This window comes from uncultured Methylobacterium sp. (assembly GCF_964242245.1).
Classification (GTDB): Bacteria; Pseudomonadota; Alphaproteobacteria; order Rhizobiales; family Beijerinckiaceae; genus Methylobacterium.
Genome location: NZ_CAXTBY010000005.1, coordinates 67,454 through 84,887, shown reverse-complemented (window position 1 = coordinate 84,887; position 17,434 = coordinate 67,454). Strand labels below are relative to the sequence as shown.

Below are 17,434 nucleotides of genomic sequence, written 5' to 3'. Positions count from 1 at the left end.
CCCCCCGGCGTTCCGCAAACCCATCCGTACCACGTCGGATGCCGGTTCGCCTCAGAGCGGGATGTTGTCGTGCTTCTTCCAGGGCTGCTCCATCTCCTTGGTGCGCAGCATGCCGAGTGCCCGCGCGATGCGCTTGCGGGTGGAATGCGGCATGATCACCTCGTCGATGTAGCCGCGCTCGGCGGCGACGAACGGCGACAGGAAGCGGTCCTCGTACTCGCCCGTCCTGGCCGCGATCTTCTCGCTGTCGCCGATCTCGCTCCGAAAGATGATCTCGACCGCACCCTTGGCGCCCATCACCGCGATCTGCGCGGTCGGCCACGCGTAGTTGAGGTCGGCGCCGACATGCTTGGAGGCCATCACGTCGTAGGCGCCGCCGAAGGCTTTTCGCGTGATGATCGTGACCAATGGCACGGTCGCCTGCGAGTAGGCGAACAGGAGCTTCGCCCCGTGCTTGATCAGGCCGCCGTACTCCTGCGCCGTGCCCGGCAGGAAGCCCGGCACGTCCACGAAGGTCACGATCGGGATCGAGAACGCGTCGCAGAACCGCACGAACCGCGCGGCCTTGCGCGACGCGTCGGAATCGAGCACGCCGGCCAGCACCATCGGTTGGTTCGCGACGAACCCGACCGTGCGCCCCTCGATCCGGCCGAAGCCGGTCATGATGTTGCGGGCGTAGGCGGCCTGGATCTCGAAGATGTCGTCCTCGTCGAAGACGCGTCGGATCAACTCGCCCATGTCGTAGGGCGTGTTCGGGTTGTCCGGGATCAGGGTGTCCAGCGACTTGTCCAGCCGCAGCGGGTCGTCGAAGCTCTCGATCTGCGGCACGCCGTCGATGTTGTTGGCCGGCAGGAAGTCGAGGAGCCGCCGGATCTGCAGGATCGCCTCGACGTCGTTCTCGAACGCGCCGTCGGCGATCGACGATTTCGTGGTGTGGACCTTGGCGCCGCCGAGTTCCTCGGCCGTCACCACCTCGTTCGTCACGGTCTTCACCACGTCGGGACCGGTGACGAACATGTAGCTCGTGTCGCGCACCATGAAGATGAAGTCGGTCATCGCCGGCGAGTAGACGTCGCCGCCCGCGCACGGCCCCATGATGACGGAGATCTGCGGGATGACGCCGGACGCCATCACGTTGCGGCGGAACACCTCGCCGTAGCCGCCGAGCGCCGCCACGCCCTCCTGGATGCGGGCGCCGCCGGCGTCGAAGATGCCGATGATCGGCGCGCGCATCTTCAGCGCCATGTCCTGAACTTTGACGATCTTCTGCGCGTGGGCTTCCGACAACGAGCCACCGAACACCGTGAAATCCTTCGAGAACAGGAACACGGTGCGGCCGTTGATCGTGCCCCAGCCGGTGACGACGCCGTCGCCGGGGATCTTCTGCCGCTCCATCCCGAAATCTGTGGAGCGGTGCTGCACGAACATGTCGAACTCCTCGAACGACCCGTGGTCGAGGAGCAGTTCGATGCGCTCGCGCGCCGTGAGCTTGCCGCGCTTGTGCTGGGCCTCGACGCGTGTCTGCCCGCCGCCGAGACGGGCCAGCGCCCGGCGCTCCTCGAGCTTTTCGAGAATGTCCTTCATGTCGTGAGCGGCCCTGCCTGATGCGACGCGTCATCGGTTGCGCGGACCGTCCCGTCGATCAGGCTTGGCCGCTCCGATGTTGCCTCGCCCTTAGCACGCGTCCCGGCGGCGGGAAATCGATCGTACGGCTTCACGGAGCCCGCGACCGGCAATCCTATCCCGCCAGCGCCGCGACCTGCGCCGCCGCCTCGAACTCCCTCCTGCGATGGGCGAGCCGCGCCTCGGCGTCCGCGTCCGCGCCCCAGACCGCGGCCTGATAGGTCTCGTCGACGTGGGCCGCGTCCCAGGCCTCGTCAGCCGTGAGCCGGCCCCGGAGCACGGCGAGCGCGATCAGCAGCGAGCCGGACAGCGTCGTCAGCGTATGGAGCGCGGCGAGGCGAAACGGGTCGTCAATCGCCGACACTGCCCGGCGCAGGGCCGCCACCGTGGCCTCCGGCTGCTCGACGTGGATCACGCCCTCGCTGAGGATCAGCCGGGCACCGAGCGCCTCGCGCGCCCAGTCGAGCACCGGGTCCCAGGCGGCAGCCTGCGCCGCGACGAGCCGTTCGGGCGAGGCGGCGCGGTAGGCGACGAGGTCCGTGCCGGCATAGGGCCACAGATCCTCCGCTACGGCGCCCATCCGCGGCGCCACGCCGTCGACCGCCGTGTTGATCAGTCGCGTCAGCGGCATCGCCGACGGGTCGATGTTCGCCCCCTGCGCCGCCCACTCGGCGGCGAGGCGCTCGGCCAGCACCCGGCTCGGCACCGCGAGCGGGTTGCGGGCCGGCGTGTTGGCCGGGCGCCCGTCGAGCGTCAGGCGGAAGCCGCCCTCCCCTTCGCGAAAGCCCGTCTCCCGGTAGAAGCGCTTCGGCAGCACCGGCTTGCCGTGGTCGCGCACGGCCCGCATCGGGTCCGGCCGCATTGCGTCCGAGGGCTCTCCGAGCCAGTCCTTGGTGATGTCGTCGCTCATGGCCGCTGAGATAGGGGATCGGTTCGCTTGGCGCGAGGTCAGCGCGCGCGTTCAGCCTGCGGCCGGGCCTGGGAACAGGTCGGCGAGCGCGGCGGCCGTCTCGACCACCGTCACCGCGCCCGCGCCGAACAGGGCGCCGGCCGGGTGGTAGCCCCAGGCGACGCCGATCGCGGCGGCGCCCGCGCTCACCGCCATGGCCATGTCGTAGGTGGTGTCGCCGATCATCACGGTGGCCGAGGGCGCGACGTCCGCCTCCGCCATCGCCTGGAGCAGCATGGCCGGATCGGGCTTCGAGGGTGCGTCGTCCGCGCTCTGGGTGGTGGAAAACCAGCCGGCCCATCCGTTGCCGTCGACGATGCGGTCGAGGCCGCGCCGCGACTTGCCGGTGGCGATGCCGAGCCGCACGTCGGGGCGGGCATGGAGCCGCGCCACGAGGTCGCTCATCCCGGCAAACAGCGGCTCCTCGTAGTCGGGATCGAGGCGCAGGGCGTTGAAGGCGCGCTTGTAGCTCTCCGACAGGCCCTCGACCGGCCCGTCGTCGCCGACGAGGCGGCGGAACGCCTGCGGCAGGGACAGGCCGACGACGGACAGGGACTCGGCGCGGCTCGGCACCTTCAGGCCGTGCTCGGCGAACGCCACCCCTTGCGCGGCGACGATCAGGTGCTGGCTGTCGACGAGGGTGCCGTCGACATCGAAGACGATCAGCTTCATCGCGCCCTGCGGAGCGGCCGCCTCACGGCTTGCGCTCCGCCGGTGCCTGCGCCGGCTGGAGGGCCTGCGGGGCGCGCTTGCGCTCGTAGCCGAGCTTGCACCGGATCAGGAAGCGGCGGCGCCTGCCTCCGCTCAGCGATCGCTTGTGCGACTCGCGGTTGCAGAACGCGTAGCTGCCCCGCCGCCGCTCGCCGCGCACGCCCGGCGGCCCCGCGCGGCCCGCCGCAATCCCCGGCGTGCCCGGCGCGACGGTCTGCGCCGCGGCCGTGAGGGCCGCCGGTCCGATCAGGCCGAGGGCGGCGAGGCAGGCCAGCGTCGAGAGCTTCATGGTCCTGGGATCTCAGTCTTGGAGTCTCACCGCGAGGGTCGAGGGCAGCGGGCCTGCGGAGGACGCCGCGATCATCCACCGATCGGTCCGGCGGAGAATATGAGCCTCCCGCGCCGCTTGCCAAGGCGCGCACCAAGGCGCGCACGCGGTCGATCGCGAAGGCCTCGGCCTCAGGCCTCCGGCGCGTCGACGATCGGGTCGTACCGGGCGGCGTCGAAGCCGAGCAGGTTCCAGCTCTGCGCCATGTGCGGCGGCAGCGGCGCGCTCACGTCGATGGGCTTGCCCGTGCGCGGGTGCGGGATGACGATGCGGCGCGCCAGCAGGTGAAGCCGGTTCTGGAGGCCGCCGGGCAGCGCCCAGTTCTCGACCGAGAAGTACTTCGGATCGCCGACGATCGGGTGGCCGATATGCGCCGCGTGCGCCCGCAACTGGTGGGTGCGGCCGGTCACGGGCTTGAACGAGAGCCAGGACAGCTTCTGGGCGGCCTGATCGACCACCGCGTAGTAGGTCAGCGCGTGGCTCGCGCCGTCCTCGCCGTGCTGGGCGATCCGCATGCGGGCATCGGCATCGGTCGGCTCCTCCTTGACGAGGTAGGTCGAGACCCGGCCCTGCGGCACCCGCGGCACGCCGGCCGTCAGCGCCCAGTAGATCTTGCGCGCCGCCCGCGAGCGGAAGCTCTTGGCGAGCGTCGCCGCCGCGAGCCGGGTCTTGGCGACGATGAGGCAGCCGGCGGTGTCCTTGTCGAGGCGGTGGACGAGGCGCGGCCTCTGGCCGTCCGGCCCGGCGAGCGCTTCGAGCAGTCCGTCGACGTGGCGGACGGTGCCGGAGCCGCCCTGCACCGCGAGGCCGAACGGCTTGTTCAGCACCAGCATGTCCGCGTCCTCGTAGAGGATCAGCGACCGGATGAAGTCGGCATCATTCTGGTCGCGCAAAGGGTTGCGCGGACGGTCGGCCGGCTGGTCGAGCTTGAGCGGCGGCACCCGCACCGCCATGCCCGGCTCCAGCCGGTCGTTGGGCTTGGCTCTGCTGCCGTCGACCCGCAATTCGCCCTTGCGGACGATGCTCTGGACGCGGGCGAAGGGAAGCTGGGGGAAGCGCGCGGTGAGGAACCGGTCGATCCGCATCCCGGCCTCGTCCGGCTCCACGGTCAGCGTCTGCACGCCGGAGGCGAGCGTCGCGGAGGCTGCCGCGCGAAGCTGGCGCTTGGTCGGACCCTCGGGCTCGGTCACCCTGCCTGGCTCGGCGTCGGGGCGGCGCACGGCGGGTTTTTGCGTTCCGCGTACCGATGCAGGGCCCGCGCGCGGCGGACGCGCCGCGGACCGGGCGGGGCGAGGCTGAACCGGTTCGGCCTCGCCCCAGGGGCCGCGGGCGGCCCCCTCGTCGCCGCGCATCCGCGCCGCCCGCTGCGCGGCGTCGAGCGCGCTCGTGCGCGGGCCGGTGCCGGCGCGCTCGGGCCGGCCGAAGCGCGGCTTGGCCGGGCCGCCGGCGCGGGGTCCGCGGCCCGCCCCCTTCCCGCCCGAAGGTTTGCCCGCGGGGCCGCGACCCGCGCCCCTGCCGGTCTTGCCGGAACCGCTGCCCGATCCTTTACCGGCCGAGCCGCCGCGGCGTGGTGGAGTGCCTGTCATGCCAGCGCGGTAGCACCCGCCGGCAGCGGCGACAATTCGCCCGCCTCGCGAAGCGGCCGCCCGGCACGCCGACGATCCCGTGATCTCAGGCCGCCTGCCGGGCCGCCTCGATCGTCAGGCCGATCCCGACCGAGCCGAAGGTGTCGCCCTCGACCACGCGGGCGCCGGGCAGGCAGGCGGTGAGGCCCTCGCGGACGTGCGGCAGCCGCGTCGAGCCGCCGGTGAGGAACAGGGCGTCGATCGCGTCCGCGCGCAGCCCGGCCTGGGCGAGGCAGCGCCCGACCCGCTCGGCGATGCGGGCGGCGAGCCTCCCCGTGTGGGCGACGAGGGTGGCGCGGTCGATCGCGGCCGCGAGGCCCGACTCGACCCACTCCAGGTCGACCGTGCCGGCCCCGTCGTCCGAGGCCGCGATCTTGGCGCCCTCCACGGCGAGCGCCAGCGAATGCCCGCGCTCCAGCTCGACCACGGTGGAGAGCCGCGCGATCAGGTCGGGCCGCGCCCCATCGCGAACGATCTCGGCGATCTCGCGCCGCGTCCTCGGGTTGTAGAGCCGGTTGATGCTCGACCACGTGGCGAGGTCGTGGAAGTAGGCGTTGGGCACCGTCAGTCCTTCGCGCCTCATCGGGCTTCCCAGGCCGAGCAGCGGCATCACCGTGCCGAGGCTGAGGACGCGGTCGAAGTCGGTGCCGCCGATGCGCACGCCGTCGTTGGCCAGGATGTCGCCGGCGCGATCCGCGCGGGCGTGGCGCTCCGGCGACAGGCGCACGATCGAGAAGTCCGAGGTGCCGCCGCCGATATCGGCGATCAGCGCGATCTCCTCGCGTCGCACGCTGCGCTCGTGGTCGAGGGCGGCGGCGATCGGCTCGTACTGGAACGCCACGTGGCGGAAGCCGATGCCGTGGGCGATCTCACGGAGGGTATTCTCGGCGCGGCGATCGCCCTCCGCGTCGCCGTCGACGAAGTGGACCGGGCGGCCGTGCACCACCGCGTCGAAGGATTCGCCGGCCGCGTCCTCCGCCCGCGCCTTCACTGCCGCAAGGTAGCGCCCGATCACGTCGCGGAACCGCACGCGCTCGCGCCCGACCGGCGTGGTCTCCTCGATCAGCCCGGAGCCGAGCACCGACTTGAGGCTGCGCATCATCCGGCCCGGCGTGCCCTCGACGTAGGCCTCCGTCGCCGCCCGCCCGATTACCGGCTCGCGGCCGGGCTCGAAGAAGATCGCACTCGGGATCGTGACGTGCCGCTCCTCCAGGGGAACGAGGCGCGGTCCATCGGCGCCCGCGCGCCCGAGGGTCGTGTTCGACGTGCCGAAATCGAGGCCGCAGGCCGCCATCGGGTTCTGTCCGTCGCGATGTTCGTGAGGGCGGCTCCCCTACAGGCCGACGGCTCGGCCGTCCAGCGCGCAGCGCGCGCGAGGTTCGAGGCAGACCGCCGGCACCACCAGGAGCGCGCTGGACATCGCCCGGAAGTCCAGGCCGCCGCGCCGCGCGGATGATCGCCGGCGCGAGACGATCAGTCCTGTCCGCGCCGCTCGCGGCGCAGGCGCTCCCAGTTCGCGAGGCGGTCGCGGTAGCGGCTCTCCAGCCCGCGCTCGCTCGGTTCGTAGAAGCGCTGGCGCCCGAGGCTGTCCGGCCAGTAATCCTGGCCCGAGAACGCGTCCGGCTCGTCGTGGTCGTAGCGGTAGCCCTCGCCGTAGCCGAGCCGCTTCATCAGCTTGGTCGAGCCGTTCAGGATCGTGCGCGGCGGCGGCAGGGAGCCGTGCGCCTTGGCGATCCGGGTTGCGGCCTTGTAGGCTTCGTAGGCCGCGTTCGATTTCGGCGCGCAGGCGAGGTAGATCACCGCCTGCGCGAGCGCCAGCTCGCCCTCGGGGCTGCCGAGGAAGTCGAAGGCGTCCTTGGCCGCGTTGGCGATGACGAGCGCCTGCGGGTCGGCCAGCCCGATGTCCTCCACCGCCATCCGCACGAGGCGGCGGGCGATGAACAGCCGGTCCTCGCCGCCGTCGAGCATCCGGCAGAGATAGTACAGGGCGGCGTCCGGGTCGGACCCGCGCACGGTCTTGTGCAGCGCGCTGATCAGGTTGTAGTGCCCCTCCTGCGCCTTGTCGTAGATCGGCGCGCGCCGCTGGACGATCGTCTGGAGCATCTCGGCGTCGAAGGTCTCGTCGGGCTTGGCCGAGCGCCAGATTTCCTCGACGAGCGTCAGCGCCGCGCGCCCGTCGCCGTCGGCCATGCGCACGAGGACGCCGCGGGCCTCCTCGGTCAGCGGCAGCGTCTGCCCGGTCAGGTCTTCGGCCCGCGCGATCAGCTTGACGACGGCCGGCCCGTCGAGGGACCGGAACAGCAGCACGCGAGCCCGCGACAGCAGCGCCGCGTTCAGCTCGAAGGACGGATTCTCGGTGGTGGCGCCGACGAGCGTCACCGTGCCGTCCTCCATCACGGGGAGGAAGGCGTCGAGTTGCGCCCGGTTGAAGCGGTGGATCTCGTCGACGAAGAGCAGCGTCCCCTGGCCCCCCGCGCGGCGCCTGCGGGCCGCCTCGAACACCTTCCGGAGCTCCGGCACGCCGGAGAAGATCGCCGAGATCTGCTCGAAGTGCAGGTCGGTCTCGTGGGCGAGCAGCCGCGCCACCGTGGTCTTGCCGGTGCCGGGAGGTCCCCAGAACACCAGCGAGCCGAAGCTCTTCCCGCGGAGCAGGCGCGTCAGTGCGCCGTCCGGGCCGGTGAGGTGCTCCTGGCCGACGACCTCGGCCAGCGTGCCCGGCCGCAGGCGGTCGGCCAGGGGGCGCGGCGCGGCCTCGTCGGGACGGCTCTCTGCGGCGAACAGGTCGGACATAGGCGCATCAACCCCCCGCGCCGCCTTCTGCGCAAGGGCGACGGAGCCTCGGCCCACAGCGACCGGCCCCCGGGACGGTTCGTCGGGATGCGAGGCGCGTCGGCCGCACGTCGAGACTCGGCCGGCCTCGTACGTGGGCTCCGCATCGCTCAAGGACGGCACGGAGGCGCACGACCGGTAATCTCCCGCCTCGGTCCGACGCGTGTTCCGCGATGAGGATTGCGGGCACGCCGCAGGGTGGGCGTGCAGTCCTGCGCGATGCCGATCCCTGCCGCGGCGCGTCACCTCACCAGCGGGCGGCGTCCGCTCACCGCTTCTTTCCCAGCTCGGCCGCGATATCCTTGACCATGCGGCCGGCCTTGCGATGCGCGGTGGTGAGCTGGTCCTGCGTCACCCCCCAGCGCTTCATCCAGTACTCGACGGCCTTGCGCTCGGAGAGGTCGAGCCGGTCCTTGTCGATGAAGCCACGCTTGTCCTTCAGCCCTGCCATTCCTTCAGCCCTGCCATGCCCGCTCCTTGCCGAAGCCCAGGATGTCGTCGGCCCGGGCGGACCGGTCAAGCGCCACGCGCAACGCGGCGTTGCACCAAAAGGGCATCAGGCCCCACGTCCGCCGGACGACCGGCAGAGGTCGCCATCACCGCCGTGATGCGGAAGCGCATCCTGCGCGCAAACGCACTTTCCGGAGGCGAGCGCCCATGGCAGCGAAAGCCGGCTTGGGTCAAACGGATACTCCAAGCGGCACGGATGACGGACGATGCGCGGGCCCGCCGATTTCGACGCCCTGGTCGACCTGATCTACGAGGCGGCCGTCGTGCCCGAGGTCTGGTCCGACGTGCTCGACCGTGTCGCGGCGGCCACGGGCTCGGTCGGCGGCGTGATCCTCGCCCAGGGGCGGCACGGGCTCCAGTGGCGGGCCACCGGCGCGATCCTGACGCACATGCCGGAGGCGCTCTCCGGCGGATGGATGGCGCTCAATCCGCGGCCGGCCCGCGCGCTCGCCCTCGACCGGGCCGGCTTCGTCCATGACCACGACCTGTTCACCGAGGCGGAGATGGCGGCCGACCCGGTCTACGGCTTCCTGCGCGCACGCGGCCTCGGCTGGTGCACCGGCGTCGCCATCCCGACGGTCGCCGACGACGCGATCGTGTTCAGTTGGGAGCGCGCCTACGCGGCCGGCCCCTTCTCGACCGAGGCCGTGCGGGCGCTGGACCCCCTGCGCGCCCACCTCGCCCGCGCCGGGCTGATCGCCGCCCGCCTCGGGCTGGCCCGGGCGCGCAGCATCGTCGCGACCCTCGACCTGCTCGGCCTGCCGGCCGCGGTCCTGTCCCCGCGCCACCGCGTGGTCGCGGCCAACGACCTGTTCGCCGGGCTCGTCCCGGCCGTCGCGCAGGACCGGGCCGACCGCATCCACCTCGCCGACCCGCGCGCCGACCGCCTCCTCGTGCGCGCCCTCGACGCGCTCGTCCCCGCATCGCATCCCGAGGCCGTCGCCTCGATCCCGATCGCGGCGCGGGCCGAACGCCGGGCGATGATCGTCCACCTCATGCCCGTTCGCGGCGCGGCCCGCGACGTGTTCGCGGCCGCGGCCTCCATCCTGATCGTCGTCGACGTCAGGCAGGGCCGCGCGCTGTCGGCGGACCTGATCCAGGGGCTGTTCGACCTCACCCCGGCCGAGGCTCGGGTCGCGCGCGGGCTGATGACCGGCGGCACCGTCGGCACGCTCGCGGGCGCCCAAGGCGTCGTCCCCGCGACGATCCGCACGCAGTTGAAGTCGGTCTTCGCCAAGACCGGCACCGCGCGCCAGGCCGACCTCGTCGCGATGCTGACCGGCGCGATGATCGGACCCGAGGCGCTCTGATGGAGAGGCGTGCCATGGGCGCCGCCCGATGGTCTCCGAGGCGCGACCATGCGCTCGGAAGTGCGCGGTCCTCAGGGACGATCCACCAGCCAGAGGCCCGTGAGCGCGAGAGTCGTTACGAAGACGGGACGGCGGTCCGCGTCCCGCACGACCACCGAGAAGGTGTGGCGGTCGCCGTCCGCGCTCTCGAAGCGCGCGATGTCGGGCAGGATGCGCATGGCGGCGTGGCGAACCTCGTCCAGGTCGGCGTACTCGCTTCCTGTGTCGTCGCACCGAAGCTCGCCATCCTCGATGTCGAAAAAGTAGCGCGCCATCCCCGTCGTCCCTGCACGTCGTTCCTGAAGTCCCCGCCGCTCAACCGGCCGACGCGGCGCCCGTTTCCGATCCGATCGAGGTTAGTCGGAGCCGTCCGACGGCTCGAACCGCTCGATGAAGCGCACACCGTCCCAGAGTTCGACGGCATGACCGTCCACGAGCAACCGGGCGCGCCGCATCGCGTCGGCGTCGTCGCTCGCGGGAAGATGCTCCATCCGCAGGACTTGCCCGGCCGCGCTCAGCAGCAGCGCCCGATAGCGGGCCGGCGGCTGCGGCTTGTCCAACCCCTCGAACCCGCCTGCCATCAACGCCGTCCTTCTCCGATCGGGGCGCACGACACACGCCCGCCGATCGCCGCCTCGGGTCACGGACCCCGGCGTGAGGGTAAGGTCCTGCGGCCAAGCTGGCTCTAACCTAAATTACGGCCCGCCCTCGGAAACCTGAAAAGCAGGACCGGTCGGCCCACCTCGCGGGCGGGGCTACGGAGATCGCGCCGGGTCGGCTCTCTCCGAGGCGCTGCGCCGGTCCTCGGTGTCCTTGAAACTCGGCCGCCTCGGTCCGGCGCAGCGCCTCGGATGGTGCAAAACCGCCCTGTCTGTGGCAGACCGGGATCATGAGGATCGACGGTCAACCCTACAGAACCATCTTCGCGGACCCGGACGGCGTCAGCGTCCAGGTGATCGATCAGACCCGGCTGCCCTTCGCCTTCGAGCTTCAGCGGCTGGCCTCCCTCGACGACGCGGCGCGCGCGATCCGCACCATGGTGGTGCGCGGCGCCCCGCTGATCGGCGTCACCGCGGCCTACGGACTGGCGCTCGCCATGCGCGCGGACGCCTCGAACGACGGCCTCGACCGGGCGGTGGCGGTGCTCGCGGCGACGCGCCCGACCGCGATCAACCTGCGCTGGGCGCTGGATCGCGTCGCGGGGAACCTCCGGCAGGTCCAGGCGCCCGAGCGGTTCTCCCGCGCCTTCGCCGAGGCCGGCCGGATCGCCGAGGAGGACGTCGCGAGCTGCCGCGCCATCGGCAACCACGGCAGCCGCCTGATCGCGGATCTCGCCCGCGGCGAGGGCCGGGCGGTGAACGTGCTGACCCACTGCAACGCCGGCTGGCTCGCCACCGTCGACTGGGGCACCGCGCTGGCGCCCGTCTACGTCGCGCACGAGGCCGGCGTGCCGGTCCACGTCTTCGTCGACGAGACCCGGCCGCGCAACCAGGGCGCAGCGCTCACCGCGTTCGAGCTGAACGGCCACGGGGTGCCCCACACGGTCATCAGCGACAACGCCGGCGGCCACCTGATGCAGCACGGAAGGATCGACCTCTGCATCGTCGGCTCGGACCGCACGACGGCGTCGGGCGACGTGTGCAACAAGATCGGCACCTACCTGAAGGCGCTCGCCGCCCACGACAACGGGGTGCCGTTCTACGCCGCCCTCCCCTTCTCGACGATCGACTGGACGCTCCACGACGGCGTCGCCGAGATCCCGATCGAGGAGCGCGACGCCCGCGAGGTCACGCACCTCACCGGCCGCCTGCCCGACGGGGGCTTCGCCACGGTCGAGGTGGTCTCGCCGGGAAGCCCGGTGGCGAACCCCGCCTTCGACGTGACGCCCGCCCGCCTCGTCACCGGCCTGATCACCGAGCGCGGGGTCGCCCGGGCCGATGCGGAAGGGCTGTTCAGTCTCTACCCGGAGCGGCGCAGGGCGGCCTGAGCCCGGCAGCGGCCGCGAGGCCGCGAAGGGTCGCGATCTCCGCCTCGGAGAGCACGCGCTTGGGGATGAACTGGAACAGCGCGTCCGATTGGTAGAGCAGGATCACGCGGCGATCCTCCCGCCAGCGCAGGTAGTGGGACCAGGGCGTCCGGCCTTCGACCGTTGCCGATCGAACCCCGATGCCAAACGCGTCCGCATGCACGCGGATCTCGTCGTGAAGCCCGCGCTGCTGGGCGTAGATCCGCCGCGCCACGACGGGGACGCGCCAGCGAATCATGATCGGGGGTAGCGCGAGACCTCCGAGCAGGCTCGCAAGGAGGATCACCGCCACCGCCATCGGATCGTCGCCGATCAGGATCGCGAGGGCGAGGGCGACGATCGACAGCGTGGCAACGAGCGCAACGAGCGTCTTCCGGCTCCGGAACAGCGCCCAGTGGTGCCGCTGGTAGGCCGCGACGACGTCTTCGACCGTCGCGCTGAAGGTGACGGCGACGTCGCCCGGTTCGGTCGCTGATTCCGGCGCGCGCGAACCCGGGGCATGCTGCGGATCGCTCGGCATGGCCGTACCTGATCCGATGCTCGGGCATCGATCAAGACCCGCGTCCCGGCTTCCCCTCGCATTTCCGTTCGGCTAGAGCCGCTTGCGTGCCGACGTCACCGGCGTCGATCCTGATTCGGCGATCCTGATCCGGATCGCAGCGCGTCGTTCTTCGAAGGGTCTGCGATGTTCCCCAAGCCCCTGCCTTCGCTGACGCCCAACACGTTCGCGTTCGAGGAGCTTCCGCTCGTCAAGCCGACGGGGTTCCGCGAGTACGACGCGCGCTGGCTGTTTCCCGACGAGATCAACCTGATGGGGGTGCAGGCGCTCGGTCTCGGCATCGGGACGCTCGTCCACGAACTCGGGGTGCGCCCCGACATCGTGACGGGCCACGACTTCCGCGCCTACTCGTCCTCGATCAAGCTCGCGCTGATCGCCGGCATGCAGGCGGCGGGCCTGCGGGTGAAGGATGTCGGCCTCGCGCTCTCGCCGATGGCCTATTTCGGCCAGTTCGCCCTCGACTGCCCGTGCGTGGCGATGGTCACCGCCTCGCACAACGACAACGGCTGGACCGGCGTGAAGATGGGCGCGAACCGCCCGATGACCTTCGGGCCCGAGGAGATGGGCCGCCTGAAGGAGATCGTGCTCGGCGGCACCTACCAGTACCGCGACGGCGGCGCCTACGAGTTCGTGGAAGGTTTCTCGCAGGTCTACCTCGACGACCTGAAGAGCCGGGCGAAACCCATAGCGCGGAAACTCAAGGTGGTGGCCGCCTGCGGCAACGGCACCGCCGGCGCCTTCGCCCCGAAGCTCCTGGAGGCGCTCGGCGTCGAGGTGGTGCCGCTGGACGTATCGCCGGACTACACCTTCCCGCGCTACAACCCGAACCCCGAGGACATGGCCATGCTCCACGCCATCGCGCACGCGGTGAAGGAACACGGCGCCGACGTGGGCTTGGGGTTCGACGGCGACGGCGACCGCTGCGGGGTGGTCGACGACGAGGGCGAGGAGATCTTCGCCGACAAGATCGGCGTGATGCTGGCCCGCGATCTCGGCAAGCTCCATCCGGGCGCGACCTTCGTGGTCGACGTGAAGTCGACCGGCCTCTACATGACCGATCCCGAGCTGCAGAAGGTCGCGGTCAAGACGGACTACTGGAAGACCGGCCACAGCTACATCAAGCGCCGGGTCAACGAACTGGGCGCCCTGGCCGGCTTCGAGAAGTCGGGGCACTTCTTCTTCAACGCGCCGATCGGGCGCGGCTACGACGACGGCCTGCTCACCGCCATCGCGGTGATCGAGATGCTCGACCGCAATCCCGACGCGTCGATGGCCGACCTCTACCGGGCCCTGCCCAAGACCTGGGGCTCGCCCACCATGTCGCCCCACTGCCCCGACGAGGCCAAGTACGGCGTGGTCGACACGGTCACCGCGCGCTTCCGCGCGATGAAGGAGGCGGGCGAGACCATCGCCGGCTCGAAGATCGTCGACCTCGTCACCGTCAACGGCGTGCGCATCACCACCGAGGACGGCACCTGGGGCTTGGTGCGCGCCTCCTCCAACAAGCCCGAACTGGTGGTGGTGATCGAGAGCCCGGTCTCCGACGCGCGGCTGCGCGCGATGTTCTCCGCCGTCGACGGCGTGCTGCGCGAGAACACGGCCATCGGCGCCTACAACCAGACGCTCTGAACCGCGGGACCGGCCGGGGCGCCCGCCAAGCGCAGGCCGGCACGAAGCGGGCGCGGAGAACCGCGGCGGCAGGCGCCCCGCGCCTCGTGGGGCTGCAACCCTCTTCGCGTGCGAGGCGGCGATCCCCTCGCCTGGGAAATCCTAACGGCCGGCTGGCGTCGAGCCCGCGGTCGCGAGGTTGCGCCGCGTTTCCGCCTGCCCGCTGACATCGCCGAAGTACTTGCTCGAGTCTCCGAGCTGGACCGAGGGCTGGCAGGTCGGCGTGCAGGAGTAGGAGTTCCGCTCGTCGGGGCCGCGCTGCACCGTGACCACCGACGCCTGCGACGCCTCCACCCGGATCGTGGTCTCGGCGAGCATGGCGCCGCCGGCATCGAGCGCGATGAGGTTGGTCGCGCCGAAGCTCTTGCCGGTGAGCACCAGCACGCCGTTCTTCTGGAGCGTCACGTCGGCGATCATCGGGTTTCCGACGATCACCGTCTGCGTCTTCTCCGGCAGGCGCATCACCTTGGCGTTGTCGACCATCACGGTGACGACGGATGAGCTTACCGCCTGCGCCGCGGCGGCCTGGATCGGGGCGAGCTGGCGCGGGACGACCTGGAGCGTCGCGATCCCGAGGATCAGGGCGAGACCGGCTTGCCGGAACGGGCGGGGAGGCGTGCGGCGCATCGGGCGGAGAACTCGGGGGCGCTGAGATGGATCGTCGTGGGCCCGGCGCGCGGGCCTCGTGCGGCGGCCCTGCGGAGCACGCGGCCCGGTCGCCATCAGGAGACAGCGGATTGGTGAAGGAACCGCTAAGACCAAGAACGCCTCACACGACGCTCGACGCGCCGCAGGCGCCCGAGCGAGGGCGGGCGTTGAAGGGGTGTTCTGCGAGGCGCTCCAAGTCTCACGGGTGACGCCCCGTGAGATCCGGCGAGCGACCGTCCCACGGTCGCGGGTGGCCGAGCCTCCATCCAGTCGGCCTTGTCGCGGCTTGGTCCGAGGCCGGTCCAGGCCCCGCCCGGACCCGCAGCTCATACTTCCTTCACCAAGCGCAGCGTCTGCCCGGAGGATCGTGCTTTCGAGGAGCGATTTAACTGAATGGCAAGACGCGGCAGGCATTCTCCCCCTGCCGCCGATCGAAATAACAGATCTTCGACGGTTACCTGCCAAGTCTTCTGACCAAGGATCAAAACCATGAAGACCATGTTCAAGAATTTCGCTTCTGACGAGTCCGGCGCGACCGCCATCGAGTACGGCATGATCGCTGCCCTCATCGCCGTGGTCATCATCGGCACCCTGAAGCTCCTCGGCCCGAAGCTGAACAACGCCTTCGTCAACGTTTCCAACCAGCTCGGCTGATCGTCCGGCCTCGCGCCACCGTCAACGGCGCAGTCGGCGGCACCGCCCCGGTCTTCGGCCATGCTTCCCACGGAAGCGGTCGCGGGATCGGGGCACGCCGCGCGAACGGCCCGGACATCGGCAGCGCGCCGGATCGTGACGGAACGCATTCAGTTCGGGGGCAAGACGCGGCCGATCCAGCCCCGCAAGCCTCCCTTTGGGCCAAAGCCGATCCCGTCGCCGCGGGACCGGCTTCGCTTCGTTGTCCAACCATCCCGTGCCGGCACCGCGCGGCCGGCCGGGTGCCGGTCCGGGACGGCGGCGGCTCGCGCGTCCGGCTCCTGATTCGCCCTCGGGGGCGGTTGCAGTTTCTTCACGCGAACCGCTGACACTTCGCTTCACACCGGCCCTCGGAGGCGCCCGGAATCATGGCAAGCTTCGGTCTCCTGATCGTCTTCCCGTTCTTCATGGCCTACGCGGCGGCGAGCGACCTGCTGACCATGCTGATCCCGAACCGGATCTCGCTGGCGCTCGCGGCCGGGTTCTGCGCCCTCGCCGCCACCGGCGTGTTCAGCCTGCCCGAGATCGGCCTGCACCTTGCGGCCGGCGCGCTCGTGCTGTGCATCACCTTCACCCTGTTCGCCCTCGGCAAGATCGGCGGGGGCGATGCCAAGCTCGCGGCGGTGACCGCCCTCTGGCTCGGCTTCGACCAGTTGCTCGACTACCTGCTCGTGGCCTCGATCTTCGGCGGTGCCCTGACGCTCGCGATCCTCGCCGCCCGCGCCCAACCCCTGCCCTACGCGGTGGCGCGCCTGCCCTTCGCGCTCCACCTCCACGACGCCAAGACCGGCATCCCCTACGGCATCGCGCTGGCGGCGGCCGCTCTGGTGATCCTGCCCGAGACCCTGCTCTGGACCCGCGCGCTCGGCGGCTGATGCGGGCTCCAATCGACCGGCCCCGTATCGGGACGACCGCGCATGCCCGAGCGAGGACGATGGCCGCATCGCGAGGCGATCGAGCGGCGTTGGCGTGCCTCTGCCGCCTGGAGCCTGCCTCGAATCCGGATCGGTGCGAAGACGGCGGAGTGACGGGTCCTTAACCCTAATTTGAGGAATTCCGGGCCACTCTCACGGAACGGGCGGCATCCCTGCCGTCCCCCTGCCGTGGCCCGACGATGAAACCAGCGCGTCTTGCCGTCCTCGCCATCGCGCTTGCCGCAGGCGGTGGCGCGGCCCTCCTGATGAGCGGCGGCGATCCGCCGTCCGCCCCCGTGGCCAGGGCGGATGCGCCTCCGCCTCCCCCGGTGACCGAGGTGCTCGTCGCGGCCGCCGAACTGCCGATGGGCCAGGTTCTCCAGCCGGCCGATCTCCGCTGGCAGAGATGGCCCGAGGACGCGCTGACGCCAGGCTACGTCACCCGCAAGGACAACCCGAAGGCCCTGGAGGAGAATGCCGGGGCGACGATCCGCTCGGCCTTCCTGCCCGGCGAGCCGATCCGCCCGCAGAAGCTCGTGCGCCCCGACAGCGGCTTCATGGCGGCGATCCTGCCCTCCGGCCTGCGCGCGGTGGCGATCGTCACCGACAGCCGCGGCACGAACTCGGCCGGCGGCTTCATCCTGCCCAACGACCGCGTCGACGTGATCCGCACGTTCCGCGACGAGGACAATTCCAGGGCCACCGGCAGCGACGTGCAGGTCTCCCAGACCATCCTGAACGACGTGCGGGTGCTCGCCGTCGGCCAGTTGATCCAGGAGAAGAACGGCACCAACGTCGTCACCGGCGAGACCGCGACGCTGGCCCTCACCCCGGCCCAGGCCGAGAAGATCACGCTCGCCCAGAAGGTCGGCTCGCTCTCGCTGGCGCTTCGCAGCCTCGCCGATTCCGGCCGCCCGCCCGAATCCGAGCCGCCCCCCCAGGACAAGGCCCTGACGGTGATGCGCTTCGGCGTCGCCCGCCAGCAGACGCGGTGAGCCCCAT

At 71.3% G+C, this 17,434-nt stretch carries 18 protein-coding genes; 6 read left to right on the top strand and 12 right to left on the bottom strand.

Translation table 11 applies throughout. The features are described from left to right. Nucleotides 1-51: 51 nt before the first annotated feature. The 8 genes from ACFE8Y_RS02655 to ACFE8Y_RS02620 all read right to left on the bottom strand — a co-directional run bounded on the left by ACFE8Y_RS02655 (nt 52) and on the right by ACFE8Y_RS02620 (nt 8,516). Nucleotides 52-1,584 (bottom strand): acyl-CoA carboxylase subunit beta, encoded by a 1,533-nt coding sequence (locus ACFE8Y_RS02655; protein WP_375462832.1) that lies wholly within the window; start codon nt 1,582-1,584, stop codon nt 52-54. A gap of 154 nt (nt 1,585-1,738) precedes the next feature. Then, complete coding sequence (locus ACFE8Y_RS02650; protein WP_375462831.1) at nt 1,739-2,533, bottom strand: ATP12 family chaperone protein; 795 nt, start codon at nt 2,531-2,533, stop codon at nt 1,739-1,741. 51 nt (nt 2,534-2,584) lie between these two features. Then, nucleotides 2,585-3,244 carry an HAD-IA family hydrolase gene (locus ACFE8Y_RS02645; RefSeq protein ID WP_375462830.1) on the bottom strand — a complete coding sequence of 220 codons (660 nt, stop codon included), beginning with the start codon at nt 3,242-3,244 and terminating at the stop codon, nt 2,585-2,587. 22 nt (nt 3,245-3,266) lie between these two features. Then, nucleotides 3,267-3,572 carry a hypothetical protein gene (locus ACFE8Y_RS02640; RefSeq protein WP_375462829.1) on the bottom strand — a complete coding sequence of 102 codons (306 nt, stop codon included), beginning with the start codon at nt 3,570-3,572 and terminating at the stop codon, nt 3,267-3,269. Between the two features lie 170 nt (nt 3,573-3,742). Beyond that, complete coding sequence (locus tag ACFE8Y_RS02635; RefSeq protein ID WP_375462828.1) at nt 3,743-5,197, bottom strand: RluA family pseudouridine synthase; 1,455 nt, start codon at nt 5,195-5,197, stop codon at nt 3,743-3,745. Nucleotides 5,198-5,282: 85 nt separating this feature from the next. Further along, on the bottom strand, nt 5,283-6,530 hold the full coding sequence (locus ACFE8Y_RS02630) for an Hsp70 family protein (RefSeq protein WP_375462827.1): 1,248 nt from the start codon (nt 6,528-6,530) through the stop codon (nt 5,283-5,285). A gap of 179 nt (nt 6,531-6,709) precedes the next feature. After that, a complete protein-coding gene (locus tag ACFE8Y_RS02625) occupies nt 6,710-8,026 on the bottom strand; it encodes a replication-associated recombination protein A (RefSeq protein WP_375462826.1) in 1,317 nt (438 codons plus the stop codon). 307 nt (nt 8,027-8,333) lie between these two features. Then, complete coding sequence (locus ACFE8Y_RS02620; RefSeq protein WP_238184197.1) at nt 8,334-8,516, bottom strand: DUF3606 domain-containing protein; 183 nt, start codon at nt 8,514-8,516, stop codon at nt 8,334-8,336. Nucleotides 8,517-8,781: 265 nt separating this feature from the next. Between ACFE8Y_RS02620 and ACFE8Y_RS02615 the strand changes: the two genes are divergently transcribed. Further along, the gene (locus ACFE8Y_RS02615; RefSeq protein WP_375462825.1) at nt 8,782-9,885 is read left to right on the top strand and encodes a helix-turn-helix transcriptional regulator; all 1,104 of its coding nucleotides are present in this window, start codon (nt 8,782-8,784) and stop codon (nt 9,883-9,885) included. A 71-nt stretch (nt 9,886-9,956) separates the two neighbouring features. Here the strand turns inward: ACFE8Y_RS02615 and ACFE8Y_RS02610 are convergent, their stop codons facing one another. Both ACFE8Y_RS02610 and ACFE8Y_RS02605 read right to left on the bottom strand, forming a co-directional pair. Next, nucleotides 9,957-10,199 carry a DUF6894 family protein gene (locus ACFE8Y_RS02610; RefSeq protein ID WP_375462824.1) on the bottom strand — a complete coding sequence of 81 codons (243 nt, stop codon included), beginning with the start codon at nt 10,197-10,199 and terminating at the stop codon, nt 9,957-9,959. Nucleotides 10,200-10,280: 81 nt separating this feature from the next. Beyond that, complete coding sequence (locus ACFE8Y_RS02605; protein WP_375462823.1) at nt 10,281-10,505, bottom strand: hypothetical protein; 225 nt, start codon at nt 10,503-10,505, stop codon at nt 10,281-10,283. 308 nt (nt 10,506-10,813) lie between these two features. Between ACFE8Y_RS02605 and mtnA the strand changes: the two genes are divergently transcribed. Then, on the top strand, nt 10,814-11,911 hold the full coding sequence (gene mtnA, locus ACFE8Y_RS02600) for an S-methyl-5-thioribose-1-phosphate isomerase (RefSeq protein WP_375462822.1): 1,098 nt from the start codon (nt 10,814-10,816) through the stop codon (nt 11,909-11,911). Here mtnA and ACFE8Y_RS02595 read toward each other — a convergent pair. Further along, the gene (locus tag ACFE8Y_RS02595; protein ID WP_375462821.1) at nt 11,877-12,470 is read right to left on the bottom strand and encodes a YcxB family protein; all 594 of its coding nucleotides are present in this window, start codon (nt 12,468-12,470) and stop codon (nt 11,877-11,879) included. The two genes, mtnA and ACFE8Y_RS02595, sit on opposite strands and share 35 nt — an antisense overlap. A 165-nt stretch (nt 12,471-12,635) precedes the next feature. On the opposite strand from ACFE8Y_RS02595, the gene ACFE8Y_RS02590 reads away from it, so the two are divergent. Beyond that, on the top strand, nt 12,636-14,138 hold the full coding sequence (locus tag ACFE8Y_RS02590) for a phosphomannomutase/phosphoglucomutase (RefSeq protein ID WP_375462820.1): 1,503 nt from the start codon (nt 12,636-12,638) through the stop codon (nt 14,136-14,138). Nucleotides 14,139-14,279: 141 nt separating this feature from the next. Here the strand turns inward: ACFE8Y_RS02590 and ACFE8Y_RS02585 are convergent, their stop codons facing one another. Beyond that, nucleotides 14,280-14,804, bottom strand: a complete 525-nt coding sequence (locus ACFE8Y_RS02585; protein WP_375462819.1) for a pilus assembly protein N-terminal domain-containing protein — start codon at nt 14,802-14,804, stop codon at nt 14,280-14,282. Between the two features lie 510 nt (nt 14,805-15,314). On the opposite strand from ACFE8Y_RS02585, the gene ACFE8Y_RS02580 reads away from it, so the two are divergent. From ACFE8Y_RS02580 to cpaB, 3 genes are all read left to right on the top strand, one after another. Continuing rightward, complete coding sequence (locus tag ACFE8Y_RS02580) at nt 15,315-15,479, top strand: Flp family type IVb pilin (RefSeq protein ID WP_375462818.1); 165 nt, start codon at nt 15,315-15,317, stop codon at nt 15,477-15,479. A gap of 407 nt (nt 15,480-15,886) precedes the next feature. Next, on the top strand, nt 15,887-16,393 hold the full coding sequence (locus ACFE8Y_RS02575) for a prepilin peptidase (RefSeq protein WP_375462817.1): 507 nt from the start codon (nt 15,887-15,889) through the stop codon (nt 16,391-16,393). A 239-nt stretch (nt 16,394-16,632) separates the two neighbouring features. After that, nucleotides 16,633-17,427, top strand: coding sequence for a Flp pilus assembly protein CpaB (gene cpaB / locus ACFE8Y_RS02570; RefSeq protein ID WP_375462816.1), 795 nt, complete (start codon nt 16,633-16,635; stop codon nt 17,425-17,427). The last annotated feature ends 7 nt before the right edge of the window (nt 17,428-17,434 follow it).

Bases quoted from the DNA above. Each gene is read 5' to 3' on its own strand.
- ACFE8Y_RS02655 (WP_375462832.1), bottom strand. From the start codon at position 1,584: ATGAAGGACATTCTCGAAAAGCTCGAGGAGCGCCGGGCGCTGGCCCGT.
- ACFE8Y_RS02650 (WP_375462831.1), bottom strand. From the start codon at position 2,533: ATGAGCGACGACATCACCAAGGACTGGCTCGGAGAGCCCTCGGACGCA.
- ACFE8Y_RS02645 (WP_375462830.1), bottom strand. From the start codon at position 3,244: ATGAAGCTGATCGTCTTCGATGTCGACGGCACCCTCGTCGACAGCCAG.
- ACFE8Y_RS02640 (WP_375462829.1), bottom strand. From the start codon at position 3,572: ATGAAGCTCTCGACGCTGGCCTGCCTCGCCGCCCTCGGCCTGATCGGA.
- ACFE8Y_RS02635 (WP_375462828.1), bottom strand. From the start codon at position 5,197: ATGACAGGCACTCCACCACGCCGCGGCGGCTCGGCCGGTAAAGGATCG.
- ACFE8Y_RS02630 (WP_375462827.1), bottom strand. From the start codon at position 6,530: ATGGCGGCCTGCGGCCTCGATTTCGGCACGTCGAACACGACCCTCGGG.
- ACFE8Y_RS02625 (WP_375462826.1), bottom strand. From the start codon at position 8,026: ATGTCCGACCTGTTCGCCGCAGAGAGCCGTCCCGACGAGGCCGCGCCG.
- ACFE8Y_RS02620 (WP_238184197.1), bottom strand. From the start codon at position 8,516: ATGGCAGGGCTGAAGGACAAGCGTGGCTTCATCGACAAGGACCGGCTC.
- ACFE8Y_RS02615 (WP_375462825.1), top strand. From the start codon at position 8,782: ATGCGCGGGCCCGCCGATTTCGACGCCCTGGTCGACCTGATCTACGAG.
- ACFE8Y_RS02610 (WP_375462824.1), bottom strand. From the start codon at position 10,199: ATGGCGCGCTACTTTTTCGACATCGAGGATGGCGAGCTTCGGTGCGAC.
- ACFE8Y_RS02605 (WP_375462823.1), bottom strand. From the start codon at position 10,505: ATGGCAGGCGGGTTCGAGGGGTTGGACAAGCCGCAGCCGCCGGCCCGC.
- mtnA (WP_375462822.1), top strand. From the start codon at position 10,814: ATGAGGATCGACGGTCAACCCTACAGAACCATCTTCGCGGACCCGGAC.
- ACFE8Y_RS02595 (WP_375462821.1), bottom strand. From the start codon at position 12,470: ATGCCGAGCGATCCGCAGCATGCCCCGGGTTCGCGCGCGCCGGAATCA.
- ACFE8Y_RS02590 (WP_375462820.1), top strand. From the start codon at position 12,636: ATGTTCCCCAAGCCCCTGCCTTCGCTGACGCCCAACACGTTCGCGTTC.
- ACFE8Y_RS02585 (WP_375462819.1), bottom strand. From the start codon at position 14,804: ATGCGCCGCACGCCTCCCCGCCCGTTCCGGCAAGCCGGTCTCGCCCTG.
- ACFE8Y_RS02580 (WP_375462818.1), top strand. From the start codon at position 15,315: ATGAAGACCATGTTCAAGAATTTCGCTTCTGACGAGTCCGGCGCGACC.
- ACFE8Y_RS02575 (WP_375462817.1), top strand. From the start codon at position 15,887: ATGGCAAGCTTCGGTCTCCTGATCGTCTTCCCGTTCTTCATGGCCTAC.
- cpaB (WP_375462816.1), top strand. From the start codon at position 16,633: ATGAAACCAGCGCGTCTTGCCGTCCTCGCCATCGCGCTTGCCGCAGGC.